Here is a 24,083-nt window from a genome sequence, read left to right on the forward strand (position 1 = left end):
GACGAGCGCGCCCAGCGGTCAGGCCGGGGACAGCAGCCCGTCGAGGACCAGTTCGCGTGCGGCCGGCAGCAGGTCCGCGGCGAGCGCCTGCTCGTCGACGCCGGTGATCTGCGCGAGCGCGCCGACGATCGCGGCCACGGACAGCTCCCCGTCGCAGGCCCCAACGAACGCGGCGAGCGCGGTGTCGGCGTCGACGCGACGACCGAAGCCGCCGCCCTGCACGAGCGTCATCACGGTCGGGTCGTCGTTGCCCGGCCAGTAGAAGCGCTCCTCGGTGACGTCCCCCGCGACCCGCAGGTGCGCCGACGCGAGCGCGACGTCGTCGTGTGCGGCCAGCCACTCGGCCGCGTCGAGGAGCCGCGCCACCGTGGCACCGAGGCCAGCGGGGTTGGAGCCGAGCGTCTCGGGGACGCGCTCGAACCGCCGGAGCGCAGCCGGGCCTCCCGTCCGGGGCTTCCGGACCACGACGTAGCCGAAGCCGACCCCGATGACCCGGCGTTCCTGGAAGTCGTCGAGCCAGGCGCCGACCAGGCGGTCGAACGTCGGTGTGCCGGGCTTGGTGCCGCCGTCGCGGATCCAGGTCTCGGCGTAGCGGTTCGGGTCCTGGCGTTCGCGCTCGACGACCCAGACGTCCAGGTCGGTGTCGGCGAACCACCCGCTGACGCGGTCCAGGCCGTCCACGCCCCAGTGGTGTTCCCAGTTGCCGAGCAGCTGCGCGGTGCCGCCGGGCTCCAGGTGGTCGGCGAGACCGCGCAGCACGGTCTCGACGAGCGCGTCGCCGACCATGCCGCCGTCGCGGTACTCGTACGACGGCACGCCCTCGGTGCGGGGTGTGATGACGAAGGGCGGGTTCGAGACGATGCGGTCGAAGCGCTCCCCCGCCACCGGCTCGAACAGCGACCCGAGACGGAACTCGATGCCGTCCAGGCCGTTGAGCTCGGCGTTGAAGCGGGCGATGTCGAGCGCGCGACGGGAGATGTCCGTCGCGACCACCTGGTCGGCGAACCGTCTGGCGTGCATGGCCTGGATGCCGCAGCCGGTGCCGAGGTCGAGCACCCGACGGACGGGCACGGGGACCTGCAGCCCGCTCAGCGTGGTGGTGGCCCCGCCGATGCCGAGCACGTGCTCCTCGTCGAGCGCGGCGCCGAGTGCGAGCTCCCCGAGGTCCGACACGATCCACCAGCTGCCGGCACCCGCGTCGTCGACGAACGCGTACGGGCGCAGGTCCACCGCGGGCCGCACCAGGTCGGCGTCGTCGACCGCGTCCACGTCGGGGGCGTCGACCTCCTCCACACGCACGATCCCGGCGCGCACGAGCTCGTCGACGCGCACGGAGGGGAAGGCCGCGTCAGCCGCGGTCCGCGCGACCGGCAGCCCGAGCACGAACAGCGTGGCCAGGGTGCCGAGCGGGGACGTGTCCCGCGCGGCGAGGGCACGGAGCGCGGGCACCCGGTTGCCGCGGTGCAGCGCTTCGGCGGCGTCTACGCCCCAGAGTGCGTCGACCCCGTCGACGGTGAAGCCCGCGGCCGTCAGGTCTGCGGCGAGCGCCGAGGTGACGGCCGGTTCGGCGACGACCTCGGGCAGCGTGTGCGTGCTCATGCGACCAGGTCCGCCCGCATCAGCGCCGCGGGGACCTGCCACGCCATGACCAGGTCGAGCAGGCCGGGGAACCGCTGCTGCACGTCCTCGACGCGCACGCGGCTGATCCGGGTCAGGCCCTCCAGGTGCTGCTCGAGGAGCCCGGCCTCACGCAGCACACGGAAGTGGTGCGTCAACGTGGACTTCGGCCGGTCGATGCCGACCCATCCGCAGGAGCGCTCACCGCCGGCGGCGTCGACGAGGTACCGGTGCAGGATCGCGAGTCGGATCGGATCCGACAGGGCGTCCAACACGACGGGGAGGTCCATCTCGGCCGGGGACGGCTGCGGCAGCCGTTCGGGGGCATCGACGCGCTCGGGCATGGACGGGACGCTACCAGGGTTCCCCTCCCAGTACGACTTGCGTCGTACAGCGATCGTGCTGTACCAATGCGGTACGAACAGACTCGTACAGCGGGTCTGGCACAGCGGCTCGCGCACGACGGGCCTCGCACAACGGAAGGGTCGCTCATGCAGTCCACTCGCTCGGTCGCCGGGTTCTGGATCATCGCGGCGCTGCTGCTCGTGTCGCTGGCGTCCTCGGCCGTCCCGTCGCCGATCTACCCGGTGTACGCCGCCGAGTGGCACCTGACCCCGCTCATGCTCACCGCCGTGTTCGCGATCTACGTCGCCGGGCTGCTGGCGAGCCTGCTCGTCGCCGGGCGCCTGTCCGACCACGTCGGGCGGAAGCCGGTGCTCGTGGCCGGCGGCATCGGGCTGGCCGTCTCACTCGGGCTGTTCGCGGTCGCGGACGGCCTCGGGGCGCTCATCCTCGACCGTGTGCTGCAGGGCGTCTCCGTCGGACTGCTCATCGGCGCACTCGGCGCTGCGCTCATCGACAACTCGCTCGAGCGCCACCCCACCCTCGCCGGCGTGCTGAACGGTGCCGTCCCGCCGATCGCGCTCGCCACCGGCGCCCTGTCGAGCGGCGCCCTGGTCGAGTGGGGTCCAGCGCCCGAGCAGTTCGTCTACCTGCTCTTCGGCGTGCTCCTCGTGCTCATGCTCGTCGCGCTCGTCGTCGTCCCCGAGCAGGTCACCCGACGTCCGGGAGCCCTGCGTTCCCTCCGCCCGACGATCGCCGTGCCGCGGTCCTCACGCCGGCTGTTCCGCGGTGTCGCGGGCTCCCTCGTGGCGAGCTGGGCACTCGGCGGCCTGTTCCTCTCGCTCGTGCCCTCGGCGCTCGGCGCGGTCTTCGGCATCGACAACCACTTCGCCGCCGGGGCCCTCATCGCCGTCGTCACCGGTGTCGGTGCAGCGACGGGCATCGCGATCCAGCGACTCGACGCCCGGGTCGGCGTGCTCATCGGCCTGGTCGCACTGATCCTCGGGCCGGTCGTCACGGTCGGCTTCGTGTTCGCGCACTCCCTGCCGGGGCTCGTCGTCGGCAGCGCGATCGCCGGCGTCGGGTTCGGCGCGGGGTTCCAGGCGCCGCTCCGGATGCTGCTCGCCACCGCCGCCCCGACGCACCGTGCCGGTCTGCTCTCGACGATCTACGTCGTCAGCTACCTGGCGTTCGGCGTGCCGGCCGTGATCGGGGGCCTGCTCGAGCCGACGGTCGGCCTCGTACCGGTCATCGCCGGGTACGGCGCCTTCATCGTCCTCGCCGCGGGGGTCGCCCTCGTGCTGCAGCTCGTGTCGAAGGACGCCGCCGTGGTCGAGGAGCACGCGTCCGAGGTCCTCGAGCGCACCGCCACCGGCTCGATCCGGACCGCGGCAGCAGACTGACCGAGCGCTAGTGCCCGGGCCGGGCCTGTCGGCCCATGGTCCGGTGGGCGTCCTCGTGGGCGGCGTCGACGTCCGCCTTGTTCCGGTCGGCCATCCGGCGCAGCCACCGAGGACCGCGGGCCTTCGCCCAGTCCCAGAACCGGTGGAGCTGCGCCCGGAGCCACGTGATGATCCGGTGGAAGAAGTGGAACTCGCTGGCCAGGATCGTCAGCCCGATGAACACCACGAGCCACCCGGGCCCTGGCAGCGGCACCAGGATCAGCCCGATGATGACCACGAGCCCGCCGACGATGCCGATCAGCACCTTCCAGAACAGGTGCACGTGCGGCCGGGCGTGGATCCAGGCGCGCATGTCGTGGAACCACCGGAACCGCTGCGGCCGTGCAGCATCCGCTGCGCTCGCAGTGAGGTGGTCCCGGTCCGTCTCCATGCGGGAACGGTAGGGCCCGCGGCTGAGAATCACCGGCGCAGCGGGTGACCGTCGCCTCCGTCGTGGACGGTGGCCGAGCCTCCAGACCGGGTCACGTCACCAGGCGGCGGACGGGAGGCTCCTCACGCGTGCGCGACGCAGGTCGCGGCCCACGGGACCGCCGCCAGCCGCGCCTCCGGGATCGGCTCGCCGCCGACGGCGCACGTGCCGTACGTGCCCGCGTCGAGCCGGGCCAGCGCCGCGTCGACCAGCCCGATCCGGCGGCGGGCGTCGTCCCGCACCGCGCCGAGCGAGCCGCGTTCCCAGGCGAGCGTCGCGCCCTCGGGGTCGTGCTCGTCGTCCGTGTTCGCGCCGTCGCGGGCGTCGCTGACGTCCCGCATGCTCCGCTCGACGTCGGCCAGCAGCTTCTCGGACCGTGTTCGCTCGTCGGTCAGCGCGCTCCGCGGGTCGAACTCCATGGAGCCGACCGTAGTCGCGCGGAATGGCCGTCCGTGCGGATGCGTTCGCATCGACATGACCAAGATCGGATTCCTGTCGTTCGGACACTGGCGCGACGTGCCGGGGTCGAGGGTGCGCAGCGGTCGTGAGGCCCTGGTGCAGGGCATCGACCTCGCGGTGGCTGCCGAGGAGGCCGGCGTGGACGGCGCGTACTTCCGCGTCCACCACTTCGCCCAGCAGCAGGCGGCGCCCTTCCCGCTCCTGTCCGCGATCGCCGCCCGGACCAGCCGCATCGAGATCGGCACCGGCGTGATCGACATGCGCTACGAGAACCCGCTCTACATGGCGGAGGAGGCGGCAGCGACCGACCTCATCTCCGGCGGCCGACTCCAGCTCGGCGTGAGCCGTGGGTCACCCGAGACCGCGCAGGCCGGGTACCAGTCCTTCGGCTACGTGCCCGAGGCCTCCGACCCGAACGGCGCCGACCTCGCCCGAGCGCACACCAGCGTCTTCCGGCGCGCGATCGCCGGCGAGCCGATGGCGAACGCGAACCCGCAGATGACCGGCGCCGAGGGCTCGCTGCCGGTCCTGCCGCTCTCCGACGGACTCGGCGACCGCATCTGGTGGGGCGCCGGCACCCGCGCCACCGCGGAGTGGACGGCCGAGCAGGGCATGAACCTGATGTCCTCGACGCTCCTCACTGAGGACACCGGCGTGCCGTTCGACGAACTGCAGGCCGAGCAGATCGAACGCTTCCGTCGCGTCTGGGCGGAGTCGGGCTGGGAGCGCACACCCCGCGTCTCGGTCTCGCGCAGCATCATCCCGATCATCGACGACGAGTCGCAGCACTACTTCGGCCTCCGTGCGCAGGCCGAGGGCGCTGACCAGGTCGGCTACCTCGACGGCGGCCTCGCCCGGTTCGGTCGCTCGTACATCGGGTCGCCCGAGGACCTCGTCGCGGAGCTCGCGGCAGACGCAGCCGTGCGGGCCGCGGACACGGTGCTCGTCACCGTGCCGAACCAGTTGGGCGTTGATTTTTGTGTACGAATGCTGACCTCGATCGTGCGAGACATCGCGCCTGCGTTGGAGACGCGCGTTTAACCCCGAGGGGCGCACCTGTCAGGTCTCACGCAGCTTCCGGGACTGCCCATTCGTCAGATCGGCGCACTAGCCGCGAGGATAAACGATCGTGATTCCAAGATGCGCGGCAAGCCCTGCCGAGGTGAGACTGACGAGGCGGTTCAAGAAAGCTATGCACGCTTCCGCATCCTTGAGAACCAGAGTTGGGTTCGAAGTGACTCCGGCATTTCGAACCGAGTAGAGAGCTTGATTGACGGGAAGCTCTTCGTGGCCATGCGCCAGCGCGTGTCGTATCTTCAGCCACTCGTTGAGCCTGACGGAAACCATGTGAGGTGTCCAAGTTGTGCGAGGCCTTCCTTGGCCGCCCGCGATGGTCTAAGTCCAGAGTGGCTTCGGATCGAAACCTGCACTGACCATCAGACGCTGGGTATTTTCCGCGTTGGGGGTTGCGAAGTCGCTTATCGCTTTCCTGGCAAACCCGGTCAATGCGTTGTAACGCGCGACATCGATGGGCGTCGGCCCCGTCGGCCGCGCAGTGTCTAGTAGCGCCGTAGTGAGGTCTTGAACCGCAGCCTGCCACGCCGCCACCGCGAGCACGATGACCGCTCGGTCGATGGAGACCTCTTGATAGCGGCGTCCGCGATTCACTCCACCGTGGCCACGGTGAACGGCAACCAGGTTGTCACAGTGGTTGAGCGCGTTGTTGAACTGGTCTACCGCCTGCTGGATGTCCACGCCCTCCATCCTCATGCATGGCGAACTACTTGAGCAACCTTCGGAGCCGAACAGGCCAAAAGGAAGCCCTGGGGAAACGCGGAAAGGACATCGCCACCGACTCTCGGTCAGGCCGAGTGGATTACGACTCCGCAGTGGCGTTCAAAGGCTCTCGTCTAGCTCCCTCAGTGCGCGCTCAACTTTCTTCAGCTCGCGTTCTGCTTCCATCCAACGGACTTGGTTGAATGACGACGGCTCGTCATCGCGCGATCGATGAGTCGCAAGTAGTTGCCGTTCTATCTCGTTCCGGCGCTCACGAAGAGACCCGAGGTCGGCGAGACGCCGTTCGAGCCGTTCCTGCTGGTGGATGCGAGTTCGCAGCTGCTCGTGCCGCTTCTCGCCGGTAACATCCTCGCCGGCGAGCCCCCCTCCCAGTGCCGCGCTCAACCTAGCGTCGAGAGCTTTCTGCTCATTCCGGATGTGGCGCTCAGCTTCGTCGATTGCGGAGAGCTCTTCGAGCAGCTCGCTACGCCGCGCGTCAGAAGGCAGCGCTCGTTGCTGTCGCTCCATCTCGCGTCGACGCACACGGGCCTCACGGACCAGATCTTCTCGTCGGCGCAGCAGCACATCGCGCAGGCGTTCCGCCTCGGCGACCTGCTCCACCTCATCGAACGACTGATCACTGATACTGACCTGCCTACGCTTGGTCGCGAACCGCAGGAACTGAAGCGGCTCGTAAAAGTGAATTCGCTGCTGCACCCCCGCCCAGAACTCATCGACGAGTTCGGGCCGCGGCCCATATGTGTGCCCCTGCTCGCGGCGCCACCAGTCTTCCTTCACATCCCCTGTCACGAAGATGACTGGCTTCTGCGATGCCGCGGCCTGGCGGATGATCTCCTTCCAGACGATCAGGTCACCATAGGGGTCGCCAGTCGTCTTGTTGGCATCCTTGAAGCCCGGCGGCACCTTCTTCTCGTAGCGTCCCTGACCCTCAGAGCGAATCTGCCCCAACTCCTGCTCTGAGAACCCAGACCCGACACGCCCCTCGAAGAGATTTGTGATTCGAGCGAAAGTGCGCTCGGGGTCATTTTTCCCCTGTAGTGACCGCTTGTGCGCCTGCTCGGTTTTCGCAAGATTCGCTTCAAAACTTTTGAATAACTTTTCGACCTCCTCGACAAGCTTGCCTCTGTCGAGCGTAGGGTGGTTGCTATACGCGTCAAAGCTGGCCTTCAAGCCGTCTTTGGCAGTCTTCGCCGCTTTTCGAACCGTCTCGAATGCTTCACCCGTTGAGTTGATGACAGCGAGACGGCTCTGCTGGAACTCCAGACCCACCTGGTAGGGCAGCCACAAGCCGTCCGCGAAACTTTCTAGAACGCGGAAGAAGTCGTCTCGCGTTTCTGGCGTGTAGCGGAAGAAGTTGAGTAGCGTGTTTGTATCCAAGACGATGATGCCGTCACTCCAAAGATGCTCAAACTCGGAGTCGGACGGCGGATAGAACGCCCTGAATACATCTCGCACAGTTACCCTCCGTGGTGGTCGAGTTGGACACAGCTTAGGGCAGGCGTCGGACGCATGGGATTGATAGTCGTCCCGGGGTGGTGTGTGATGCGAGGCACGGCACAGCTTGGAGAACGAGTCGGCTTACATGTGGACATCGACTGGCCGCGCACCGATCCCTGCTGGCACTGCTGTCGCTACTACCCTCAGGGACACTACCGCTTCGAGGATCAGGCGGTCGCATAACAGGTGTGGGAGCTTCGGCACCGATGGTCTATCTGCGCCGACGGTGTTGATGTGCGTCCTCGGCTGAGGAGGTCAGGACGCCCTTTCACCACCTGCCCACTTCGGCAAGGCATCTAGAGGTGTGCGCACACCCGTTGAGCTGCGCTCTCGGAGTCCGTGTGACGACGATTGAGGAAGCGGTCAAGCTCCGGGAGCGTCGGGACGACGCCTACGGCTCGCTGACTCAGGTCTTTGCCAAGACCGATTTGCCCCGGCTTCGCCGAACCAGTTGGGCGTGGAACATCACCGACGCTGGCGGGTCGATCTTCGTCGTACGGGAGGCACGGACCTACGACGACGCTGAGGAAGCCGCCCAGTCCATCGAGATGACCTTCCGAGCACTTACGGACGAGACCTACCGCGTCGAGGTCTCGAAGAAGACCCGGCGTTCCCTCGGCTACTTGGCGCAGAACGAGGTTCCTCTCGGTCGCAAGCCGGAACTCACCGACGCCGACCTCGCGAAGATCCGTGCGCTCCATGATCGCGGCCTCGGCTACACCGCCATCGGCATCGTTATGGCGAAGGTGCAGAAGAAGGACGGCAAGGTCATCAACCGCTCCGCGGAAACGATCAAGCGCGCGCTCAGCGGTGAATACGAGAGCCGCGAGGCCTACGAGAGGCGCAGCCGCGAAGCAAGACAACGGATGGCAGCCCGAGCCGTTCTGGGACTCGAAACAACGAAGGAGAAGAACTGATGTCAAAGTTCAACGACCAGATGAAGCAGCACGCCAAGAACGCAGCCCGGTCGGCCTGGAGGCGTCTCCCGTGGCACTACAAGCCCGTCGTGCTCATCGCGGGTCTCGTAATGGTGATGTATGTGATTCAGGGGGTGTTGAGCTTGTTCATTCGATAGCAGAAGTGAAGGGTCGGGGTTTCGTGAAGGTCGCCCCGGCCCTCAGCTATGACATCAGCGGTCTTACCCGTCCGAGCGGAGGCTCACTGCTCACTGCGGCGTTGACTCCCGGTCGTCCAGCTCCCCGCACGCCAAGAAACCGGTTTGGACTGCCCCCTTGCTTGCTACCAGTGCCGCTAGGATCCTGCGACATGAGGAACCTCCAACTCTCGCTCCGCAACTGTCACGGCATCCGAGAGCTAGACGCCACACTGCCGTTCGAGCGCTTGAGGAGGAACACGCCGGAGCCGCGACGAAGCATCGCGATCTACGCGCCGAACGGGACGATGAAATCCAGCTTCGCGAGAACCTTCCTTGACCTGGCTCGCGGCGAGGAGTCTTCCGACCATGTCTTCCCTGACCGGGACACGGTCCGGAACATCCTCGACGACTCGGGGAACGAACTCACGCCGGAATCCGTCGCCGTCTTCTTGGCGTACGACGAACAGTACACGCCGGACAAATACGCGACCACCTTGCTGGTGAATGCATCGCTTCGAAAGGAGTTCGAAAGCATCCAGAAGGGGCTGTCGAAGATTCAGGGCGATCTAACCAAAGAACTGAAGAAGACCGCACAGACCAAGCAAGATGTGGCTCAACTAGTCTCACAGGTCTTCACCAAAGAGGAGGACAACTTCTTTGAGGCGCTCACCCGGGTCAGCTACGAGGTCGATGAGCTCGAGGAGCCCGTCTTTGCCGGAGTCCCCTACGACACTCTCTTCAACAGCAGCGTCGACAAAGTCCTTGCCGACCCGGACCTCAGCCACCTACTCGCCGACTATGTACAGCGGCTGAACCAGCTTCTAGACGACTCCACTTTCTTCAGCCGGGAATCGTTCAACTACTACAACGCGGAAACCGTGAGCAAGAGCCTCGTGAGCCACGGTTACTTCAAGGCCAAGCACTCGCTCCTTCTCGCTGGCGAGGACGAACCCCATGAGATTTCGAGCGAGAAGGAGCTCACGACTCTCATCACCGAGGAGAAGCGACGCATCCACGAGGATCCAGACTTGGCAGCCGGGCTGGAACGGCTGGGCAAGGCCCTCAACGCCAATCAAGCTACACGCGACTTCTTCAAGTTCATCTCGGGACGCCCGGAACTCCTTGTTGAGTTCGAGAACATCGATCGCTTCAAGGAAAAGCTCTGGGTCTCCTATTTCAAGATTCACGACGAGCTTTTCGGTGAAGCGGTGCGTCTGCACAAGTCCTCGCGGGAGCGCCGCCGGGAAATCTTGAAGACAGCAGCGGCAGAGCGCACTCAGTGGGAAGAAGTCATCGAGCAGTTCAACGATCGCTTCGATGTACCGTTCAAGCTCGTCCCGAAAAATCGCGTGCAGGTCATGCTCGCCCAGGAACCGTTTTTGACCGTGGACTTCGAGTTCGAAGACGGCGGCGGTTCCACGCAAGTGGACCGTGAACACCTCCTGCAGGTGCTGAGCACGGGCGAGAAGAAGGCGCTTTACATCCTCAACATCCTTTTCGAGGTGGAAGCTAGGCGAAAGTCCGGCGAGCTGAGCCTTTTCATCATCGACGACATCGCCGACTCCTTCGACTACAAAAACAAGTACGCCATCATTCACTACCTGAAGGAAATGGAGGCGGAGGCACATTTCCGACTCGTGATCCTGACACACAACTTTGACTTCCTGCGCACCATCCGCGGTCGGGAGGTAGTCAGCTGGGGTGGCTGTTTCGTCGCAGAGAAAAGCACCGATCGCGTTCGGTTTGAAGCGATGAACAGTAAGCTCATCCAGAACCCATTCGAAGGCGACCTTAAGGGCAAGATGTTCACGAACGCTCGTGAACGCATCGCGTGTATCCCGTTCGCTCGCAACATCCTTGAATACAGCCGGGGCAATCAGGACTCAAGCTACCTCCTGCTTACCTCTCTGCTGCACCTGAAGACAGATTCGCGTACAATTACTCAAGCAGACCTTGACGCCTTGTTCCATACAACCTTCATGGGGACCGAGGCGAGCGCCTGGCCCGACGGCGACGAGACCGTCGTTGACGCGATTTGGCACGAAGCGGACGAATGCCTCGACGCGGATGAAGGCGTAAACTTCGCGAACAAGATCGTTCTCGCGATTGCACTCCGTCTCCGCGCAGAGTCCTACATGTTGAAGCTGATCGGCGACCCCAATGCGACCGACACGATCACAAAAAATCAGACCTGGGCGCTATTCAAGCTGGTCGAAGAGGGCGGCGCGGCTCAGCCAGAAGAACTCCGGGTGCTTCGATCAGTACTTCTCACGACAGCGGAGACGCTTCACCTTAACTCGTTCATGTACGAGCCAATCATCGATATGTCGGATCAGTCGCTCCGCGCACTGTACTCGAAGGTTACGACGCTCGATCGCGCTGCCGCTTCGTGAGCTGGGGAGAGCTGGCTACTGGCATGTAGCCAGCGCTCCGCTCGAACGGTGGCTCACCGCCAGAGCGGATCGACTCGGGAGGCGAACTGCTCAGCGCTTTGACGACCTGCCTTCCCCTTCCTAATGGCGACCCACTTGAACTCACCGCGCAGCAATGTGTTCAGCTCGGCGGTTTCCTCGTCCGTTGCAGCGAAGGGAAGTTCCTGCACCCGGTCACGGCTGCGAACATGCTCGGCACCGGGCGTCCAGGCGTTGCTGGTCTCGCCCTCATCTGGCTCCCCTAAGCGTGGACCGGCGCTGGAAGGGGAGGGCGGGGTAACTCGCAGGAACTGCCCTTGCATGTCCAACAGCTCTTCGAGCGCATCGCTTGATCGACGGAGCGGGCTGATCGGTGCTGAGTGAGACGCTAAGAACTCGTCGCGCTGGTTCGTCAGCTCCTTGATCCGTCGGTTCAGAACTTCCACCTCCGGGAAGGCAATGGCTCCGGCCAACCGGCGTTCTCTCCAAGCCGCCATCAGTTCAGGGATCATCTCCTCGGCTCGCTTGATCTCCTCGGTGCCGGGGAAATCCTGTTCGGTCACCGGCTCGTACGCTTGCCTCCGCCCCTGCTGATCCTTGTAGGCGCGGTTGGCAACGAGGCTGATCAGGTACTGTTCCAGCAGCCCCGCCGAAATCGCGAGGTGCCCCTTTTTGCAGGCGTAGAGAGCGCGACTCCGCGTGCCGGAAGGTAGTTGACCGTAGAGCGGCTGGATGCACTCACCACAGCGCAGGATGCCTGCCAGCGGCCAGCTCCCCGTCCGGATCTTCTTCCGCGACAGCCGCTGCAACATGCTCAGCGCCTGGTTCCGATCCTCGATGGTGATGATCGGCTCCCAGGCTCCCTTGACCAGCTCGCCGTGCCCATCGCGGAGTGGTTCTCTGTGGCGGGTGCGAACACCGACCGTTCGCCAGCCGAGGAGAACGCGGTAGACCACTGACCATTCCCACTCGCCAGTGGGCTTGGTCTTCTTCTTCGACTGCTCGGGATCAACCGCGGTCCTGATCCCGGCTCGGTTCCACTCATGCTGGATACTGGCGATGGAGGCACCGTTCTTGATCTTCTCGATGGCCGAACGGATCAGGTTCGCCTCTTCCTCGCGGAGCGTTATACCGTCCGCCTCCCAGCCAAAGGCTCGCTGCCGTTGGAGTTTCGGCTTACCTTCCAATGCATTACGCTCGAAGGTTATTGTTTGGCGTTCGGAGATTCTGTCTGACTCCGCTCCATCCCAGGCTGCGACCGTGAGCGCTACGGCTCGTCCGTCGGCGGTCGTGAGGTCATGTCGGCCCGAGACCACCGTGGCGATCTGAAGTTTGCCTTCGCTCGCCAGGTCAATCAGCTTGATCCACTCTTTTGGTCGTCGAGTCAGACGACTGTTGGAGTAGGCGATGATCGTGGAGACCGTTCCATCTTGAACGGCGCGGAGCATGGCCTCGTACTCGGGTCGGGCCTTCGGCCCCGTTCGATTGCTGGCTCCGATGTCGTTATCCGAGTAGATGACGGGGTTTTCGATGCCCATCGACTCGGCCAACTTGCGGCACGCTTCCTCCTGCCGCTGAACACCTTCCCCTTCGCCGGTCTGATCCCGGCTGATCCGCGTGTAAATTGCCGCTTGAACCCGGGCGTGCGTGCGCATGACGATGAATGTACATCAAAAGCAATGCCCATCCAGCTGGGCGTCGACTTCAACGCCCGGCAGCTGGCTGCGGTCGCCGCCGTCATGCGCGAGGTGGACGCCGCGCCCGTCCCCGCCTGAACCCCGCCCGCCGCCTGTCCCCCTTCCTGCCGACACCCGGGTTGGGACTGGGGCAGGCGGCAGCGTCGTCCTAGCGTCAGTGAGCACCTTCCACCCGTTCTCAGGAGCTCCCCGTGACGCTGCCGGCCGCAGGCTGGTTCCCGGACCCCCGGGAAGCCGCCCGTCTCCGATGGTGGGACGGCCGCGCCTGGGGTGACGCCACCAGGCCGCTCCCGAGCCGCCCGGTCGAGGCGGTCCGGCCGATCGTCGTGACGCCCACCGGGCCGGCGTTCTCGGTGCTCGCCCGCCCGGCCGACAGCCGCACGGTGGCCTACGGTGCCGGCGCCGCGCAGCGGTTCTGCGTGATGACGTGCCTAGCTGTCGTGCTGGCGGTCGTCTCCGTGGCGCTGAACCCCTGGGGCGCCTGCAGTGTGCTCGGGTTCACCGCCGGGGTGGCCGGCCTCGTGCACCCGAACGCCACGGGCGGTTGGCGTCCGGTGGCCCGGAGCCTGTCGGCCTCGGCGATGGTCGTGGCGCTGGCGACGGGCGTCGTCGCCGTGTCCCACATGGTCTGACACGACACCCCCACACCAGCGCGGACGCCGCGCACGCGCCCCGCGCGACCGTCGCGCCCGCGCGTCCGTCGCGCCCGCGCGTCCGTCGCGCCCGCCCTACCGCCGCGCCCGCGGGTGCGCCGTCTGGTACACGTCCCGCAGCATGTCCGCCGTCACCATCGTGTAGATCTGCGTCGTCGCGACGCTCGCGTGCCCCAGGAGCTCCTGCACCACGCGCACGTCCGCCCCGCCCTCGAGCAGGTGCGTCGCGAACAAGTGTCGGAAGGTGTGCGGTGACACGTGCTCGGCGAGGTCGGCACCGGCGGCAGCAGCCTGGATCACGAGCCAGGCGCTCTGGCGGGACAGCCGCGCACCCCGGGCCCCGAGGAACAGCGCCGGCGTCGAGCTCCCCCGTGTGGCGAACAGCGGCCGCGCCCGCACCAGGTAGGCCTCGACCGCGTCCCGGGCGTAGCTGCCGAGCGGCACGATGCGCTGCTTGTTGCCCTTGCCGGTGACCCGCACCACGGAGACGTCGGTGTCGGCGTCCGCGGCCTCGTCCACCCCGGACAGTGTCGTGACGTCGTCCATGGACAACCCGACGGCCTCGGAGATGCGCGCACCCGTGGCGTAGAGGAGCTCGAGCAGCGCCCGGTCCCGGAGCTGCACGGGGTCGTCGCCGTCGACCGCTCCGAGCAGCCGCTCCATGTCGTGCACCGAGATCGCCTTCGGCAGCCGCATCGGGGCCTTCGGCGGACGGACGGAAGCGCCGGGATCGAGCGGCAGCCAGCCCTCCCCCGCGGCGAACGCGCTGAACGACCGAACGGAGCTGAGCATCCGCGCGACGGAGCGCGGCGCGAGCGGAGCCGGCTCACGCGTCGCCAGGTGCGTCACGAACCCGGCGAGGTCCGCCCGAGCCAAGCGCCCCACGTCGGTCGCCACCGACGCACCACCGGCTCGGTCAGCACCCGCCGACGACACCTCCGGCTGCGTGGCGATCCACTCGGCGAACGTCGCCAGGTCCCGCCGGTAGGCCGACAGCGTGTGGTCGGAGAGTCCCCGCTCGATTGCGACGTGCCGCAGGTAGGTCTCGGTGGCACGGTCGAGCGGGATCACCCGACGAGGCTAGCGCCCGCCCAGCCCGTCAACCGCGTTCGAGCGCGTCCACGGCGAGCGCCGCCACGATCAGCGCCGAGTTGTGGATGCGGCCGGCGAAGATGCCCTCGAGCACCTCGGCCCGCGGGACCCAGCGCACCACGATGTCGGCTTCCTCGGCCTCCCGCTCGAAGGCCGACGACGTCGCCGTGACGCCACGGGCCCGGAAGACCTCGATGAACTCGTTGCTGCCACCGGACGAGGTGTTGTAGTGCACCAGCGGCTCCCACGTCTCCGCCTGCACGTCGGCCTCTTCCGCGAGCTCCCGCTGCGCGGCGACGAGGTGGTCCTCCCCCGGCTTGTCGAGCAGGCCGGCCGGCAGCTCCCAGTCGCGCAGGTGCACGGGGTGCCGGTACTGCTGGATGACGAGCACGCGGCCCTCGTCGTCTTCGGCGTACACGGCGACCGCGCCGGTGTGGTCGATGTACTCGCGCACCATGCTGCCGTCGCCGTACGCCACGGTGTCGCGGCGGACGTTCCACACGGCGCCCTCGTACACGAGCGCGGAGTCGGTCACGTCGAAGGAAGCGGGTTCGTCAGAGATCGGTTCGTCGGTCACGGCCCCATCAAACCAGCGGCCACCGTCACCGCTTCTCGGGACCCGACCAGACGACGGACGGGAGGCTCCCCACCGGTCCGGTGGGGAGCCTCCCGTCTGTCTGCTGGTGACGCTGGCTACGCGACCTGCTCCGACTCCGGGTCGAAGAGGCGCGACGCCTCGTTCCGCGCGATCGCTGCCTCGACCAGGCCGGCGAAGAGCGGGTGCGCGTTGTTCGGCCGCGAGCGCAGCTCGGGGTGCGCCTGCGTGCCGATGTAGAACGGGTGCTCCGCACGGTCCAGCTCGACGTACTCCACGAGCGTGCCGTCGGGCGAGGTGCCCGAGAACACCAGGCCGGCGTCCGCGATCTGCTGGCGGTACGTGTTGTTGACCTCGTAGCGGTGGCGGTGCCGCTCGGAGGCCTCGGGGGCTCCGTAGAGCGACGCGGCGAGCGAGCCCTCGGTGAAGTGGGCGGGGTAGAGGCCCAGGCGCATCGTGCCGCCGAGGTCGCCACCGGCGATGATGTCCACCTGCTCGGCCATCGTCGCGATGACGGGGGTCGAGGTCTCCGGGTCGAACTCGGAGCTCGAGGCGTCGACCAGGCCGGCCTCGTGCCGGGCGTACTCGATGACCATGCACTGCAGGCCGAGGCACAGGCCGAGCGTGGGGATCTGGTTCTCGCGCGCGAACTTCAGCGCACCGAGCTTGCCCTCGATCCCGCGCACGCCGAAGCCGCCGGGGACGCAGATGCCGTCGACGTCGCCGAGCTGCTTGGCCGCGCCCTCGGGCGTGGTGCAGTCATCGGACACGACCCACTTCAGCGTGACCTTGGCGTTGTGCGCGAAGCCACCCGCACGGAGCGCCTCGGTGACCGACAGGTAGGCGTCCGGCAGGTCGATGTACTTGCCGACCAGGGCGATGGTGACGTCCTTCTTCGGCTCGTGCACCGCGCGCAGCACCGGGTTCCACGAGGTCCAGTCCACCGCGCCGGCCTCGAGGTGCAGGGCGTCGACGATGACCTGGTCGAGGCCCTGGCTGTTCAGCAGCGTCGGCAGGTCGTAGATCGACGGGACGTCCACGGCGTTCACCACGGCGTCCTCGTCCACGTCGCACATGAGCGCGATCTTGCGCTTGTTCGAGTCAGACACCGGGCGGTCCGAGCGGAGCACGAGGGCGTCGGGCTGGATGCCGATCGAGCGGAGCGCGGCGACGGAGTGCTGCGTCGGCTTCGTCTTCTGCTCACCGGACGCGTTCATGAACGGCACCAGCGACACGTGCACGAAGAACACGTTGTTGCGGCCGAGCTCGTGACGCACCTGGCGCGCGGACTCGAGGAACGGCTGGGACTCGATGTCACCGACGGTCCCACCGACCTCGGTGATGATGACGTCGGGCTGCGGGTCGTTGCCGGCCTGCTCGCGCATCCGACGCTTGATCTCGTCGGTGATGTGCGGGATGACCTGCACCGTGTCGCCGAGGTACTCGCCGCGGCGCTCCTTGGCGATGACCGTCGAGTAGACCTGGCCGGTCGTGACGTTCGCCGACTGCGACAGGTTGATGTCGAGGAAGCGCTCGTAGTGCCCGATGTCGAGGTCCGTCTCGGCGCCGTCGTCGGTCACGAAGACCTCGCCGTGCTGGAACGGGTTCATGGTGCCCGGGTCCACGTTGAGGTACGGGTCGAGCTTCTGCATGACGACCCGGAGGCCGCGAGCCGTGAGGAGGTTGCCGAGGCTGGCCGCCGTCAGGCCCTTGCCGAGAGACGAGACGACCCCGCCGGTCACGAAGATCTGCTTCGTCACCTTCGGGGTCGGGATGCTTGCCTGGGTACCGCTGCTGAGAGTGTCCGCCACGGGGTTCCATCGTACGTCAGAAGTGCCGGGAGGCGCGACTCGCGTTCGCCGGGCGCGTCTCGCGTTGGTCAGGCGGAGCGGCCCGCGACCTCGAGCAGTTCGCGGGCGTGCTCCATGCCGCTGGCGCTGTCGCCGAGGCCGGAGAGCAGCCGGGCCATCTCCTGTAGCCGGTCGTCGCCCTCCAGGCGCCGCACGCTCGACGACGTCACCGCGCCGCTGGCGTCCTTCACGACGTTGAGGTGGTTGTTCGCGAACGCCGCGACCTGGGCCAGGTGCGTGACGACGATGACCTGGGTGCGTTCGGCGAGCGCGGCCAGCCGACGGCCGATCTCGATCGCGGCAGCACCCCCGACCCCGGCGTCCACCTCGTCGAACACGAAGGTCGGCACCGTCGTGCTGCCGGCCATCACGACCTCGATCGCGAGCATGACGCGGGAGAGCTCCCCGCCGGACGCGCCCTTCCCGATCGGTCGCGGGTCGGTGCCCGAGTGCGGCTGGAGCAGGATCGCGACCTGGTCCCGGCCGTGGCGTCGGTACTCACCGGCGTCGGTGACCTCGACCACCAGGGTCGCGCCGCCCATCGCCAGCGTCTTCAGCTCCGCGGTGACGCGCTTGGCCAGGTCGGTCGCGGCCTTCGTGCGGGCAGAGGTCAGCGCGGAGGCCGCCGTGGCGAGGGTCTGCTCGTCCTGCTCGACGGCCTGCTGCAGGGCGACGATGCGGTCGTCGTCACCGTCGAGTTCGAGCAGTCGGTTCGAGGCCCGCTCGCCGAACGCGATGACGTCGTCGACGGTCTCGCCGTACTTCCGTGCCAGGGCGGCGAGGACCGCGCGGCGTTCGTTGATGAGTTCGAGGTCGTGGCCGGCTTCGGGCTCGAGCGACCCGAGGTAGCTCGACAGGCTGGCCGAGGCCTCGCTGGCCTGGATCCCGAGTTCGGTGAGCTGCTCGAGGACCGGCTGCAGGGTGCTGTCGGCGCTGACGACCCGCTCGACCGCACGGCGGGCGGCCTCGACGAGGCCGATCACGTCCGCGGCACCGTCCAGGGACTCGGACGAGATGGCTTCGTGTGCCAGGCCCGCTGACAGGCGGAGCTCCTCGAGGTTGCCGAGGCGCTCGGCGCGTTCCGCGAGCTCGGCGTCCTCGCCGGGCTGGGGTGCCGCGGCCTCGATCTCGTCGGAGGCGGCGCGCAGCCGAGCGGCCTCGGCGAGCCGGTCGTCGCGGTCCCGCGTCAGGGTCTCGAGCTCGGCGGCGTGCTCCTGCCAGGCGTCGTACGCGGTGACGTACTTCCGCAGTGCCTTCTCGACCGTGGCGCCACCGAAGCCGTCGAGCGCCGCACGCTGGGCGGTGGACGACGTCAGGCGGATCTGGTCGGACTGCCCGTGCACGGTGACGAGCTGGTCGGCGAGCTCCCCGAGCACGGCGACGGGGGCACTGCGGCCACCGACCGTGGCGCGGCTCCGGCCCTCGGCCGACACGGTGCGCGTGAGGATCAGCTCGCCGTCCTCCACCGCGCCGCCGGCGTCCTCGACGCGGTCGACGACCGTGGCGTGGTCCGGGACGTGCCAGCGGCCCTCGACCACGGCGCTCGAGGCACCACGGCGGACCGAGCCGGCGTCGGCACGTGCGCCGAGCAGCAGCCCGAGCGCGGTGACGATCATGGTCTTGCCGGCGCCGGTCTCACCCGTGACGACGGTGAAGCCGGGGCCGAGCTCGAGGGTGGCCTCGCCGATCACGCCGAGGTCGGCGATGGAGATCTCCTCGATCACCTGTCGCCCCCGGTCTCCTCGTCGTCGTGCTGCGGGCCGCGCCAGCCGGCGACCGGGAGCTGGAACTTCGCCACGAGGCGGTCCGTGAAGGGGGCGTCCTTGAGCCGTGCGACCCGGACGGGCTCCGGCGAACGACGGACCTCGACGCGGGCTCCCGGGGGGAGGTCGTGCGTGCGTCGGCCGTCGCACCACAGCACGCCGACACCGCTCGTGCGGCGGAGGACCTCGATCGCCAGGACACAGTCCGGCCCGACGACGATCGGCCGCGAGAACAGCGCGTGGGCGCTCAGCGGCACCATGAGGATGGCGTCGACGTTCGGCCAGACGATGGGGCCGCCACCCGAGAACGAGTAGGCGGTGGAGCCGGTGGGGGTGGAGACGACGACGCCGTCGCAGCCGAAGGACGACAGCGGACGACCGTCGACCTCGGTGACGACCTCGAGCATGCGCTCGCGGGAGGCCTTCTCGATGGTGGCCTCGTTGAGTGCCCACGACGAGTAGACGACCTCGTTGCCGACGACGACGTCGACCTGCAGTGCCACGCGCTCCTCGACGTTGTAGTCGCCGGACAGGGCGCGCTGCACGGTCTCGCCGAGGCCGTCCCGCTCGCTCTCGGCGAGGAACCCGACGTGGCCGAGGTTCACGCCGACGAGCGGGGCGTGGGTGCCGCGTGCGAGTTCCGCCGCGCGGAGGATGGTGCCGTCGCCGCCGAGGACGATCACGATCTCGAGGTCCTCGAGCTGGACGTCCACGCCGAGGATGTCGACCTTGCCCACGGACGCCTCGGCCCGGCGGATGTCGGCGTACTCGTCGAAGGGCATCACCGGGGTGACGCCGGCCGCGTGCAGCAGGTCGCAGACCTCGACCGCGGCGTCGATCGAGTCCCGCCGACCCGTGTGCGACACGAGCAGGATGTGCCGGTCGTCGCTCATGGGGTTCCTTCCGCCAGTTCCGTGGCCCGGTCGATCCATTCTGTCGGGTTCGACCCTGCGCCTCGCTGGAGACGCGCGACGTACTCGTGGTTGCCGTGGGTGCCGAGGATCGGCGACGCCGCGATGCCCGCGGTGCCGAAGCCGAGGTCCCACGCTGCCCACAGCACGTTCATCAGGGCGTCGTTCCGGAGGTCGGCGTCGTGCACGATGCCCTCACGGACACCACCCCGACCGACCTCGAACTGCGGCTTGACGAGCAGGACGTACTCGTCCGCCGGCACGGCCTCGACCAGTGCGGGCAGGACGATCCGCAGGCTGATGAAGGACAGGTCCCCGACGACCAGGCTGGTCTCCCCCGCGGCGGGGTCGAGGGCCAGGTAGTCGGCGGCCGTCAGGTTCCTGGCGTTGACGCCCTCGACCACGGTGACGCGGTCGTCGAGCCCCACCACCGGGTCGAGCTGCCCGTGCCCGACGTCGAGCGCGACCACACGTCGTGCTCCGCGGGCCAGGAGCACCTGCGTGAAGCCGCCCGTGCTCGCGCCGACGTCCAGCGCGACGCGGCCCGACGGGTCCACGCCGAAGGTGTCGAGCGCGCCGACGAGCTTGAGCGCCGCACGGGACACCCACTCGTCGCCGGCGTCGACCACGATCCGGGTGTCGTCGGTGACCGGTGTCGACGCCTTGACGACCGGAGCGCCGTCGACGCTGACCCGTCCGTCCAGGATGAGCTTGGCGGCAGCGGTGCGGGACCTGGCCAGGCCACGTGCGGCGATGGCGGCGTCGAGCCGGACCGGCGCGGCGGCCGTACGCTCGCCCGTGTCCGCGGCACCGTCGGTCTGCACCGAGTCCGGGGCCGTCATGTCGGCGTCAGGCACTCGCGGTGCCGCCGCTCTCGAGCCGCGTGCGCAGCTCGTCGTGCAGACCGGCGAAGACGTCGGCGCGGTCGGTCAGCGGGAGTTCCTCTGCCGCTCGGGCACGCTCGGCGATGTCGCTGGGCTGCTCCTGCTGGTCGACTGGCACGTCGGACACGCTACTCGCCGCCGTACAGCTGCGGGTCCACGTCGAGGCCGTAGATGGCCAGGCCGGAGTCCCAGATCGCCGTCGCCCCCGCACGCAGCAGGTCCATCGCGTCGGACCCCGCCCGCTCGACGCGGACGACGTTCCGCTGCATCCGCACGGTGGCATCACCCACGCTGACGTAGCGGGTGCCGTCGTCGGCGGTGTGCCGGTGTGTCACGGGGTACGGCGCCGAGAGCCCACGGAGGTCCTGCAGCACGTAGGTCGGGCGGGAGCGCTCGTCCGCCGCCAGCACCTGCTTGGCCTGGTCGATGCCGGTCAGCACGAGCACGCTCGGGATGCCGGCGTCGTTGGCGCCCTTGATGTCGGTGTCGAGTCGGTCCCCGATGAACAGCGGACGCTCACCGCCGAACCTGGCCAGGGCCGCGTCGAAGATCGGTCGTTCGGGCTTGCCTGCCACGACCGGCATCCGACCGACCGCCTGGTGCACGGCGGCGACCAGCGTGCCGTTGCCCGGCGCGATGCCACGCTCCACCGGGATCGACCAGTCCATGTTCGTCGCGACCCAGGGGATCTGCGGGTCCGCGAGGGCGAACGAGGCCTCGGCGAGCTGCGTCCACCCGAGGTCCGGGGAGAACCCCTGGATGACGCCTGCCGGTGCGTCGTCAGCGCTCGCGGTCACGGTGAAGCCCGCCTGCTCGACGATGCTGGTCAGGCCGATGCCGCCGATGACCAGGACCGTGGAGCCCGCCGGCACGAGGGTCTCGAGCAGCCGCACACCGGCCTGCGACGACGTGACGACGTCGTCCGGGCCGACCTGCAGCCCGTAACCCTCGAGGTGCTCGGCGACGTCGGACGGACGGCGGGAGGCGTTGTTCGTGATGTAGCCCACCCGTGCGGTGCGGGACGCCTGGGTCAGGGCCTCCACCGCGTAGGGGATGGCGTTGCGGCCGCGGTAGACGACGCCGTCGAGGTCGGTGAGGACCACGTCGACACCGTCCGTTGGCGGACGCGGGGTGTCAGTCGGCTGCGGACCCGTCGACGTCGCGGGGGTTGTCGTCGTCGATCTCGCCGAGGTCGTCGTCGGGCTCGTCGTCGAGGTCGTCGTCGGAGCCGGGGTCCCCGAGGGGCGAGAGCTGGTCGGGCTCGCCGGGTTCGTCGACGTCTCCGGGCTGCTCGAGCTCGTCGGCGTCTCCGGGCTGTTCGAGCTCGTCAGCGGGCTCGTCGACTTCGAACGTTTCCTCGACCACATCAACTGTCTCCCAAGAGTCTTCGTCGGCGACTTCGGCGAGGGCCTCTGCCGCACGATCGACACGGGCCCACCACTCGTCGGCCTCGTCCTGGCGGCCGAGCTCCTCGAGCGTGGCCGCGTAAGCACTGTAGAGCGCGGGCGACCACGTGTACGCCGTGGACGGGTCGAGCTGTGGAATCTCCAGCTCACCGAGGGCAGCTGTGGGATTCCCGAGGTCGAGACGCGCGCCGGACATCGCGATCGCGAGCTCCACCTGCACGCCGGGTTCGAGCGCCGAGCGTTCGACCGACCGGCCGAGCTCGAGCGCCCGCTCCGGACGACCGAGTCCGCGTTCGCAGTCCACCATCATCGGGAGCTGGTCGTTGCGCCCGGAGATGCGTCGGTAGGTGCGCAGCTCTCGGAGGGCGGTGCTGAAGTCCCCGAGGCGGTAGGCGGTGATCGCTGCCGTCTCCCGGACCACTGCGACCCGACCGGCACGACGAGCAGCGCTGAGGGCGTGCTGGTTCGCGAGCTCCGGGTCGTCGTCGATGAACATGGCCGCGGTCACGAGGTGGCGCGCCACCCACTCGGCGTTGTCCTTGCTGAGGGTCTTCAGCTCCGTGCGAGCCTGCGGGTGCAGGTCGCGCGCCTGGACCTCCTCGGGGATCTCCGGGTCCTCGTGGCGCGGGCGGATCGAGCGGGTGCCGTACGGGTCGCGGTCTTCCCAGTCGTCGCGCGCGGCCTCGCCGAAGCGGGCACCGGGCGCACGAGAGCCGTCGCCGAAGCGCTTGCGGTCGTCGCCGCCGCGCGTGCTGAACTGGCCGCGCTCCTGACGGTCGCCGTCACGACGGGGACGGTCCGAGTTGAACGGGCGGTCGCCGTCACGACGCGGACGGTCCGAGTTGAACGGGCGGTCGCCGTCACGACGCGGACGGTCCGAGTTGAACGGGCGGTCGCCGTCACGACGCGGACGATCCGAGTTGAACGGACGATCCCCATCACGACGCGGACGATCCGAGTTGAACGGACGATCCCCATCACGACGCGGACGATCCGAGTTGAACGGACGATCCCCATCACGACGCGGACGATCCGAGTTGAACGGACGATCCCCATCACGACGCGGACGATCCGAGTTGAACGGACGATCCCCATCACGACGCGGACGATCCGAGTTGAACGGACGATCCCCATCACGACGCGGACGATCCGAGTTGAACGGCCGATCCCCATCACGACGCGGACGATCCGAGTTGAACGGCCGATCCCCATCACGACGCGGACGATCCGAGTTGAACGGCCGATCCCCATCACGACGCGGACGATCCGAGTTGAACGGCCGATCCCCATCACGACGCGGACGATCCGAGTTGAACGGACGATCCCCATCACGACGCGGACGATCCGAGTTGAACGGACGATCCCCATCACGACGCGGACGATCGGAACCCGACGGGCGGTCCGATCGCGGGCCACCCGACCGAGGCGGACGACCAGCGTCGTCCCGTTCTCCACGCCATGCCGGCCGGTCGGAACGCTGACCACCGTCACGGAACCCACGGCCCGGAGCGCTGTCGCGCGCCGGCCGGTCAGTGCGCGCCGGACGGTCGCCGTCACGAGAGGGCCGTTCGCGCCGATCGCTCTCTCGACGCTCGAACTCGCGAGGCCCGGACGACCAACCACCACGGCCAGCGCCCTGGCCGTCACGACGGGGCGGCCCGTCACGACGAGGAGCTCCGTCGCCCCGAGGAGCGCTGTCGCCATCGCGACGCGGTCGATCCCCCCGCTCGTCGTCGCGGTCGTTGCGCCGTTCGTCGTCGTTCGCCACCGTTGCTCCTCATGCGTGCCGGTGCTGTTGCGCCGGCGGTCGTCCGCTGTGTCGTTGTGTGCGCCCTGCATGACGCTGAGCCGTCCCAGTCCATCACGGACCGGGCGGCACGTCGAGTCACGCTCGGGCGTGGAAAACAGAAATGGCCACCGGCCTTCCACGAGAACGAGGGTCTCCCCTGCGAGTTCTCGATGGAGGGCCGATGGCCACATCTTTTCTTACGTTGAGTCCGGCGGCGTCCTACTCTCCCACAAGGTCCCCCTTGCAGTACCATCGGCGCTGAGAGGCTTAGCTTCCGGGTTCGGAATGTGACCGGGCGTTTCCCTCTCGCTATGACCACCGGAACACCATCGACCAGATCCTGGTCTCAGAC

General features: G+C 68.1%; 22 protein-coding genes and 1 rRNA gene. 5 read left to right on the plus strand and 18 right to left on the minus strand.

Going from position 1 to position 24,083, the window contains the following annotated elements:
- Positions 1 to 18 precede the first annotated feature (18 nt).
- Both OVA28_RS18955 and OVA28_RS18960 read right to left on the minus strand, forming a co-directional pair.
- A complete protein-coding gene (locus OVA28_RS18955; RefSeq protein WP_268098117.1) occupies positions 19 to 1,599 on the minus strand; it encodes a DUF7059 domain-containing protein in 1,581 nt (526 codons plus the stop codon).
- On the minus strand, positions 1,596 to 1,961 hold the full coding sequence (locus OVA28_RS18960; RefSeq protein WP_194663457.1) for an ArsR/SmtB family transcription factor: 366 nt from the start codon (positions 1,959 to 1,961) through the stop codon (positions 1,596 to 1,598). Before OVA28_RS18960 ends, OVA28_RS18955 begins: the two co-directional genes overlap by 4 nt.
- A 147-nt stretch (positions 1,962 to 2,108) precedes the next feature.
- Between OVA28_RS18960 and OVA28_RS18965 the strand changes: the two genes are divergently transcribed.
- On the plus strand, positions 2,109 to 3,362 hold the full coding sequence (locus OVA28_RS18965) for an MFS transporter (RefSeq protein WP_268098118.1): 1,254 nt from the start codon (positions 2,109 to 2,111) through the stop codon (positions 3,360 to 3,362).
- A 7-nt stretch (positions 3,363 to 3,369) separates the two neighbouring features.
- On the opposite strand, the gene OVA28_RS18970 is transcribed toward OVA28_RS18965, so the two are convergent.
- Together OVA28_RS18970 and OVA28_RS18975 are read right to left on the minus strand one after the other, a co-directional pair.
- A complete protein-coding gene (locus OVA28_RS18970; protein WP_228506079.1) occupies positions 3,370 to 3,792 on the minus strand; it encodes a TIGR02611 family protein in 423 nt (140 codons plus the stop codon).
- Between the two features lie 122 nt (positions 3,793 to 3,914).
- Positions 3,915 to 4,250, minus strand: a complete 336-nt coding sequence (locus tag OVA28_RS18975) for a TraR/DksA family transcriptional regulator (RefSeq protein ID WP_268098121.1) — start codon at positions 4,248 to 4,250, stop codon at positions 3,915 to 3,917.
- Positions 4,251 to 4,299: 49 nt separating this feature from the next.
- On the opposite strand from OVA28_RS18975, the gene OVA28_RS18980 reads away from it, so the two are divergent.
- Positions 4,300 to 5,331: an LLM class flavin-dependent oxidoreductase gene (locus OVA28_RS18980; RefSeq protein WP_268098244.1), complete on the plus strand. Its 1,032-nt coding sequence runs from the start codon at positions 4,300 to 4,302 to the stop codon at positions 5,329 to 5,331.
- Positions 5,332 to 5,685: 354 nt separating this feature from the next.
- Here OVA28_RS18980 and OVA28_RS18985 read toward each other — a convergent pair whose 3' ends face one another.
- Positions 5,686 to 6,045, minus strand: a complete 360-nt coding sequence (locus OVA28_RS18985) for a hypothetical protein (protein WP_268098122.1) — start codon at positions 6,043 to 6,045, stop codon at positions 5,686 to 5,688.
- Between the two features lie 141 nt (positions 6,046 to 6,186).
- On the minus strand, positions 6,187 to 7,542 hold the full coding sequence (locus OVA28_RS18990) for a PIN-like domain-containing protein (protein WP_268098124.1): 1,356 nt from the start codon (positions 7,540 to 7,542) through the stop codon (positions 6,187 to 6,189).
- Positions 7,543 to 7,925: 383 nt separating this feature from the next.
- On the opposite strand from OVA28_RS18990, the gene OVA28_RS18995 reads away from it, so the two are divergent.
- Entirely contained in the window at positions 7,926 to 8,501 is a 576-nt protein-coding gene (locus OVA28_RS18995; RefSeq protein ID WP_268098125.1) for a hypothetical protein, read from the plus strand.
- 349 nt (positions 8,502 to 8,850) lie between these two features.
- Complete coding sequence (locus tag OVA28_RS19000) at positions 8,851 to 11,073, plus strand: hypothetical protein (RefSeq protein WP_268098126.1); 2,223 nt, start codon at positions 8,851 to 8,853, stop codon at positions 11,071 to 11,073.
- A 53-nt stretch (positions 11,074 to 11,126) separates the two neighbouring features.
- Here OVA28_RS19000 and OVA28_RS19005 read toward each other — a convergent pair whose 3' ends face one another.
- Positions 11,127 to 12,746: a recombinase family protein gene (locus tag OVA28_RS19005; RefSeq protein WP_268098127.1), complete on the minus strand. Its 1,620-nt coding sequence runs from the start codon at positions 12,744 to 12,746 to the stop codon at positions 11,127 to 11,129.
- A gap of 233 nt (positions 12,747 to 12,979) precedes the next feature.
- Between OVA28_RS19005 and OVA28_RS19010 the strand changes: the two genes are divergently transcribed.
- Positions 12,980 to 13,420 (plus strand): DUF2510 domain-containing protein, encoded by a 441-nt coding sequence (locus tag OVA28_RS19010; protein WP_268098128.1) that lies wholly within the window; start codon positions 12,980 to 12,982, stop codon positions 13,418 to 13,420.
- 96 nt (positions 13,421 to 13,516) lie between these two features.
- Here the strand turns inward: OVA28_RS19010 and OVA28_RS19015 are convergent, their stop codons facing one another.
- From OVA28_RS19015 to rrf, 11 genes are all read right to left on the minus strand, one after another.
- Positions 13,517 to 14,509: a site-specific tyrosine recombinase XerD gene (locus OVA28_RS19015; RefSeq protein WP_268098245.1), complete on the minus strand. Its 993-nt coding sequence runs from the start codon at positions 14,507 to 14,509 to the stop codon at positions 13,517 to 13,519.
- 31 nt (positions 14,510 to 14,540) lie between these two features.
- Entirely contained in the window at positions 14,541 to 15,110 is a 570-nt protein-coding gene (locus tag OVA28_RS19020; protein ID WP_268098129.1) for an NUDIX domain-containing protein, read from the minus strand.
- Positions 15,111 to 15,226: 116 nt separating this feature from the next.
- On the minus strand, positions 15,227 to 16,939 hold the full coding sequence (locus OVA28_RS19025; protein ID WP_416354661.1) for a CTP synthase: 1,713 nt from the start codon (positions 16,937 to 16,939) through the stop codon (positions 15,227 to 15,229).
- Positions 16,940 to 17,007: 68 nt separating this feature from the next.
- Positions 17,008 to 18,702: a DNA repair protein RecN gene (gene recN / locus OVA28_RS19030; protein WP_268098130.1), complete on the minus strand. Its 1,695-nt coding sequence runs from the start codon at positions 18,700 to 18,702 to the stop codon at positions 17,008 to 17,010.
- Positions 18,699 to 19,634 carry an NAD kinase gene (locus OVA28_RS19035; protein ID WP_194663445.1) on the minus strand — a complete coding sequence of 312 codons (936 nt, stop codon included), beginning with the start codon at positions 19,632 to 19,634 and terminating at the stop codon, positions 18,699 to 18,701. The genes recN and OVA28_RS19035 overlap by 4 nt, the downstream gene beginning before the upstream one ends.
- Positions 19,631 to 20,509 carry a TlyA family RNA methyltransferase gene (locus tag OVA28_RS19040; RefSeq protein WP_268098131.1) on the minus strand — a complete coding sequence of 293 codons (879 nt, stop codon included), beginning with the start codon at positions 20,507 to 20,509 and terminating at the stop codon, positions 19,631 to 19,633. Before OVA28_RS19040 ends, OVA28_RS19035 begins: the two co-directional genes overlap by 4 nt.
- A complete protein-coding gene (locus OVA28_RS19045) occupies positions 20,502 to 20,654 on the minus strand; it encodes a hypothetical protein (RefSeq protein WP_175481374.1) in 153 nt (50 codons plus the stop codon). Before OVA28_RS19045 ends, OVA28_RS19040 begins: the two co-directional genes overlap by 8 nt.
- A 10-nt stretch (positions 20,655 to 20,664) precedes the next feature.
- Positions 20,665 to 21,639 carry an HAD-IIA family hydrolase gene (locus OVA28_RS19050; protein ID WP_268098133.1) on the minus strand — a complete coding sequence of 325 codons (975 nt, stop codon included), beginning with the start codon at positions 21,637 to 21,639 and terminating at the stop codon, positions 20,665 to 20,667.
- A gap of 31 nt (positions 21,640 to 21,670) precedes the next feature.
- The gene (locus OVA28_RS19055; RefSeq protein WP_268098134.1) at positions 21,671 to 22,465 is read right to left on the minus strand and encodes a hypothetical protein; all 795 of its coding nucleotides are present in this window, start codon (positions 22,463 to 22,465) and stop codon (positions 21,671 to 21,673) included.
- A 29-nt stretch (positions 22,466 to 22,494) separates the two neighbouring features.
- Positions 22,495 to 23,646: a hypothetical protein gene (locus OVA28_RS19060; RefSeq protein ID WP_268098135.1), complete on the minus strand. Its 1,152-nt coding sequence runs from the start codon at positions 23,644 to 23,646 to the stop codon at positions 22,495 to 22,497.
- Positions 23,647 to 23,937: 291 nt separating this feature from the next.
- Positions 23,938 to 24,054: ribosomal RNA gene (gene rrf / locus OVA28_RS19065) — 5S ribosomal RNA — on the minus strand.
- Positions 24,055 to 24,083 lie beyond the last annotated feature (29 nt).

This window comes from Curtobacterium sp. SL109, assembly GCF_026672405.1.
Classification (GTDB): Bacteria; Actinomycetota; Actinomycetes; order Actinomycetales; family Microbacteriaceae; genus Curtobacterium.

Coding starts and splice junctions, on each gene's coding strand:
- OVA28_RS19000 (WP_268098126.1), top strand. CDS start 8,851: ATGAGGAACCTCCAACTCTCGCTCCGCAACTGTCACGGCATCCGAGAG.
- OVA28_RS18960 (WP_194663457.1), bottom strand. CDS start 1,961: ATGCCCGAGCGCGTCGATGCCCCCGAACGGCTGCCGCAGCCGTCCCCG.
- OVA28_RS18970 (WP_228506079.1), bottom strand. CDS start 3,792: ATGGAGACGGACCGGGACCACCTCACTGCGAGCGCAGCGGATGCTGCA.
- OVA28_RS19035 (WP_194663445.1), bottom strand. CDS start 19,634: ATGAGCGACGACCGGCACATCCTGCTCGTGTCGCACACGGGTCGGCGG.
- OVA28_RS18955 (WP_268098117.1), bottom strand. CDS start 1,599: ATGAGCACGCACACGCTGCCCGAGGTCGTCGCCGAACCGGCCGTCACC.
- OVA28_RS19005 (WP_268098127.1), bottom strand. CDS start 12,746: ATGCGCACGCACGCCCGGGTTCAAGCGGCAATTTACACGCGGATCAGC.
- OVA28_RS18965 (WP_268098118.1), top strand. CDS start 2,109: ATGCAGTCCACTCGCTCGGTCGCCGGGTTCTGGATCATCGCGGCGCTG.
- OVA28_RS19060 (WP_268098135.1), bottom strand. CDS start 23,646: ATGGCGACAGCGCTCCTCGGGGCGACGGAGCTCCTCGTCGTGACGGGC.
- OVA28_RS18975 (WP_268098121.1), bottom strand. CDS start 4,250: ATGGAGTTCGACCCGCGGAGCGCGCTGACCGACGAGCGAACACGGTCC.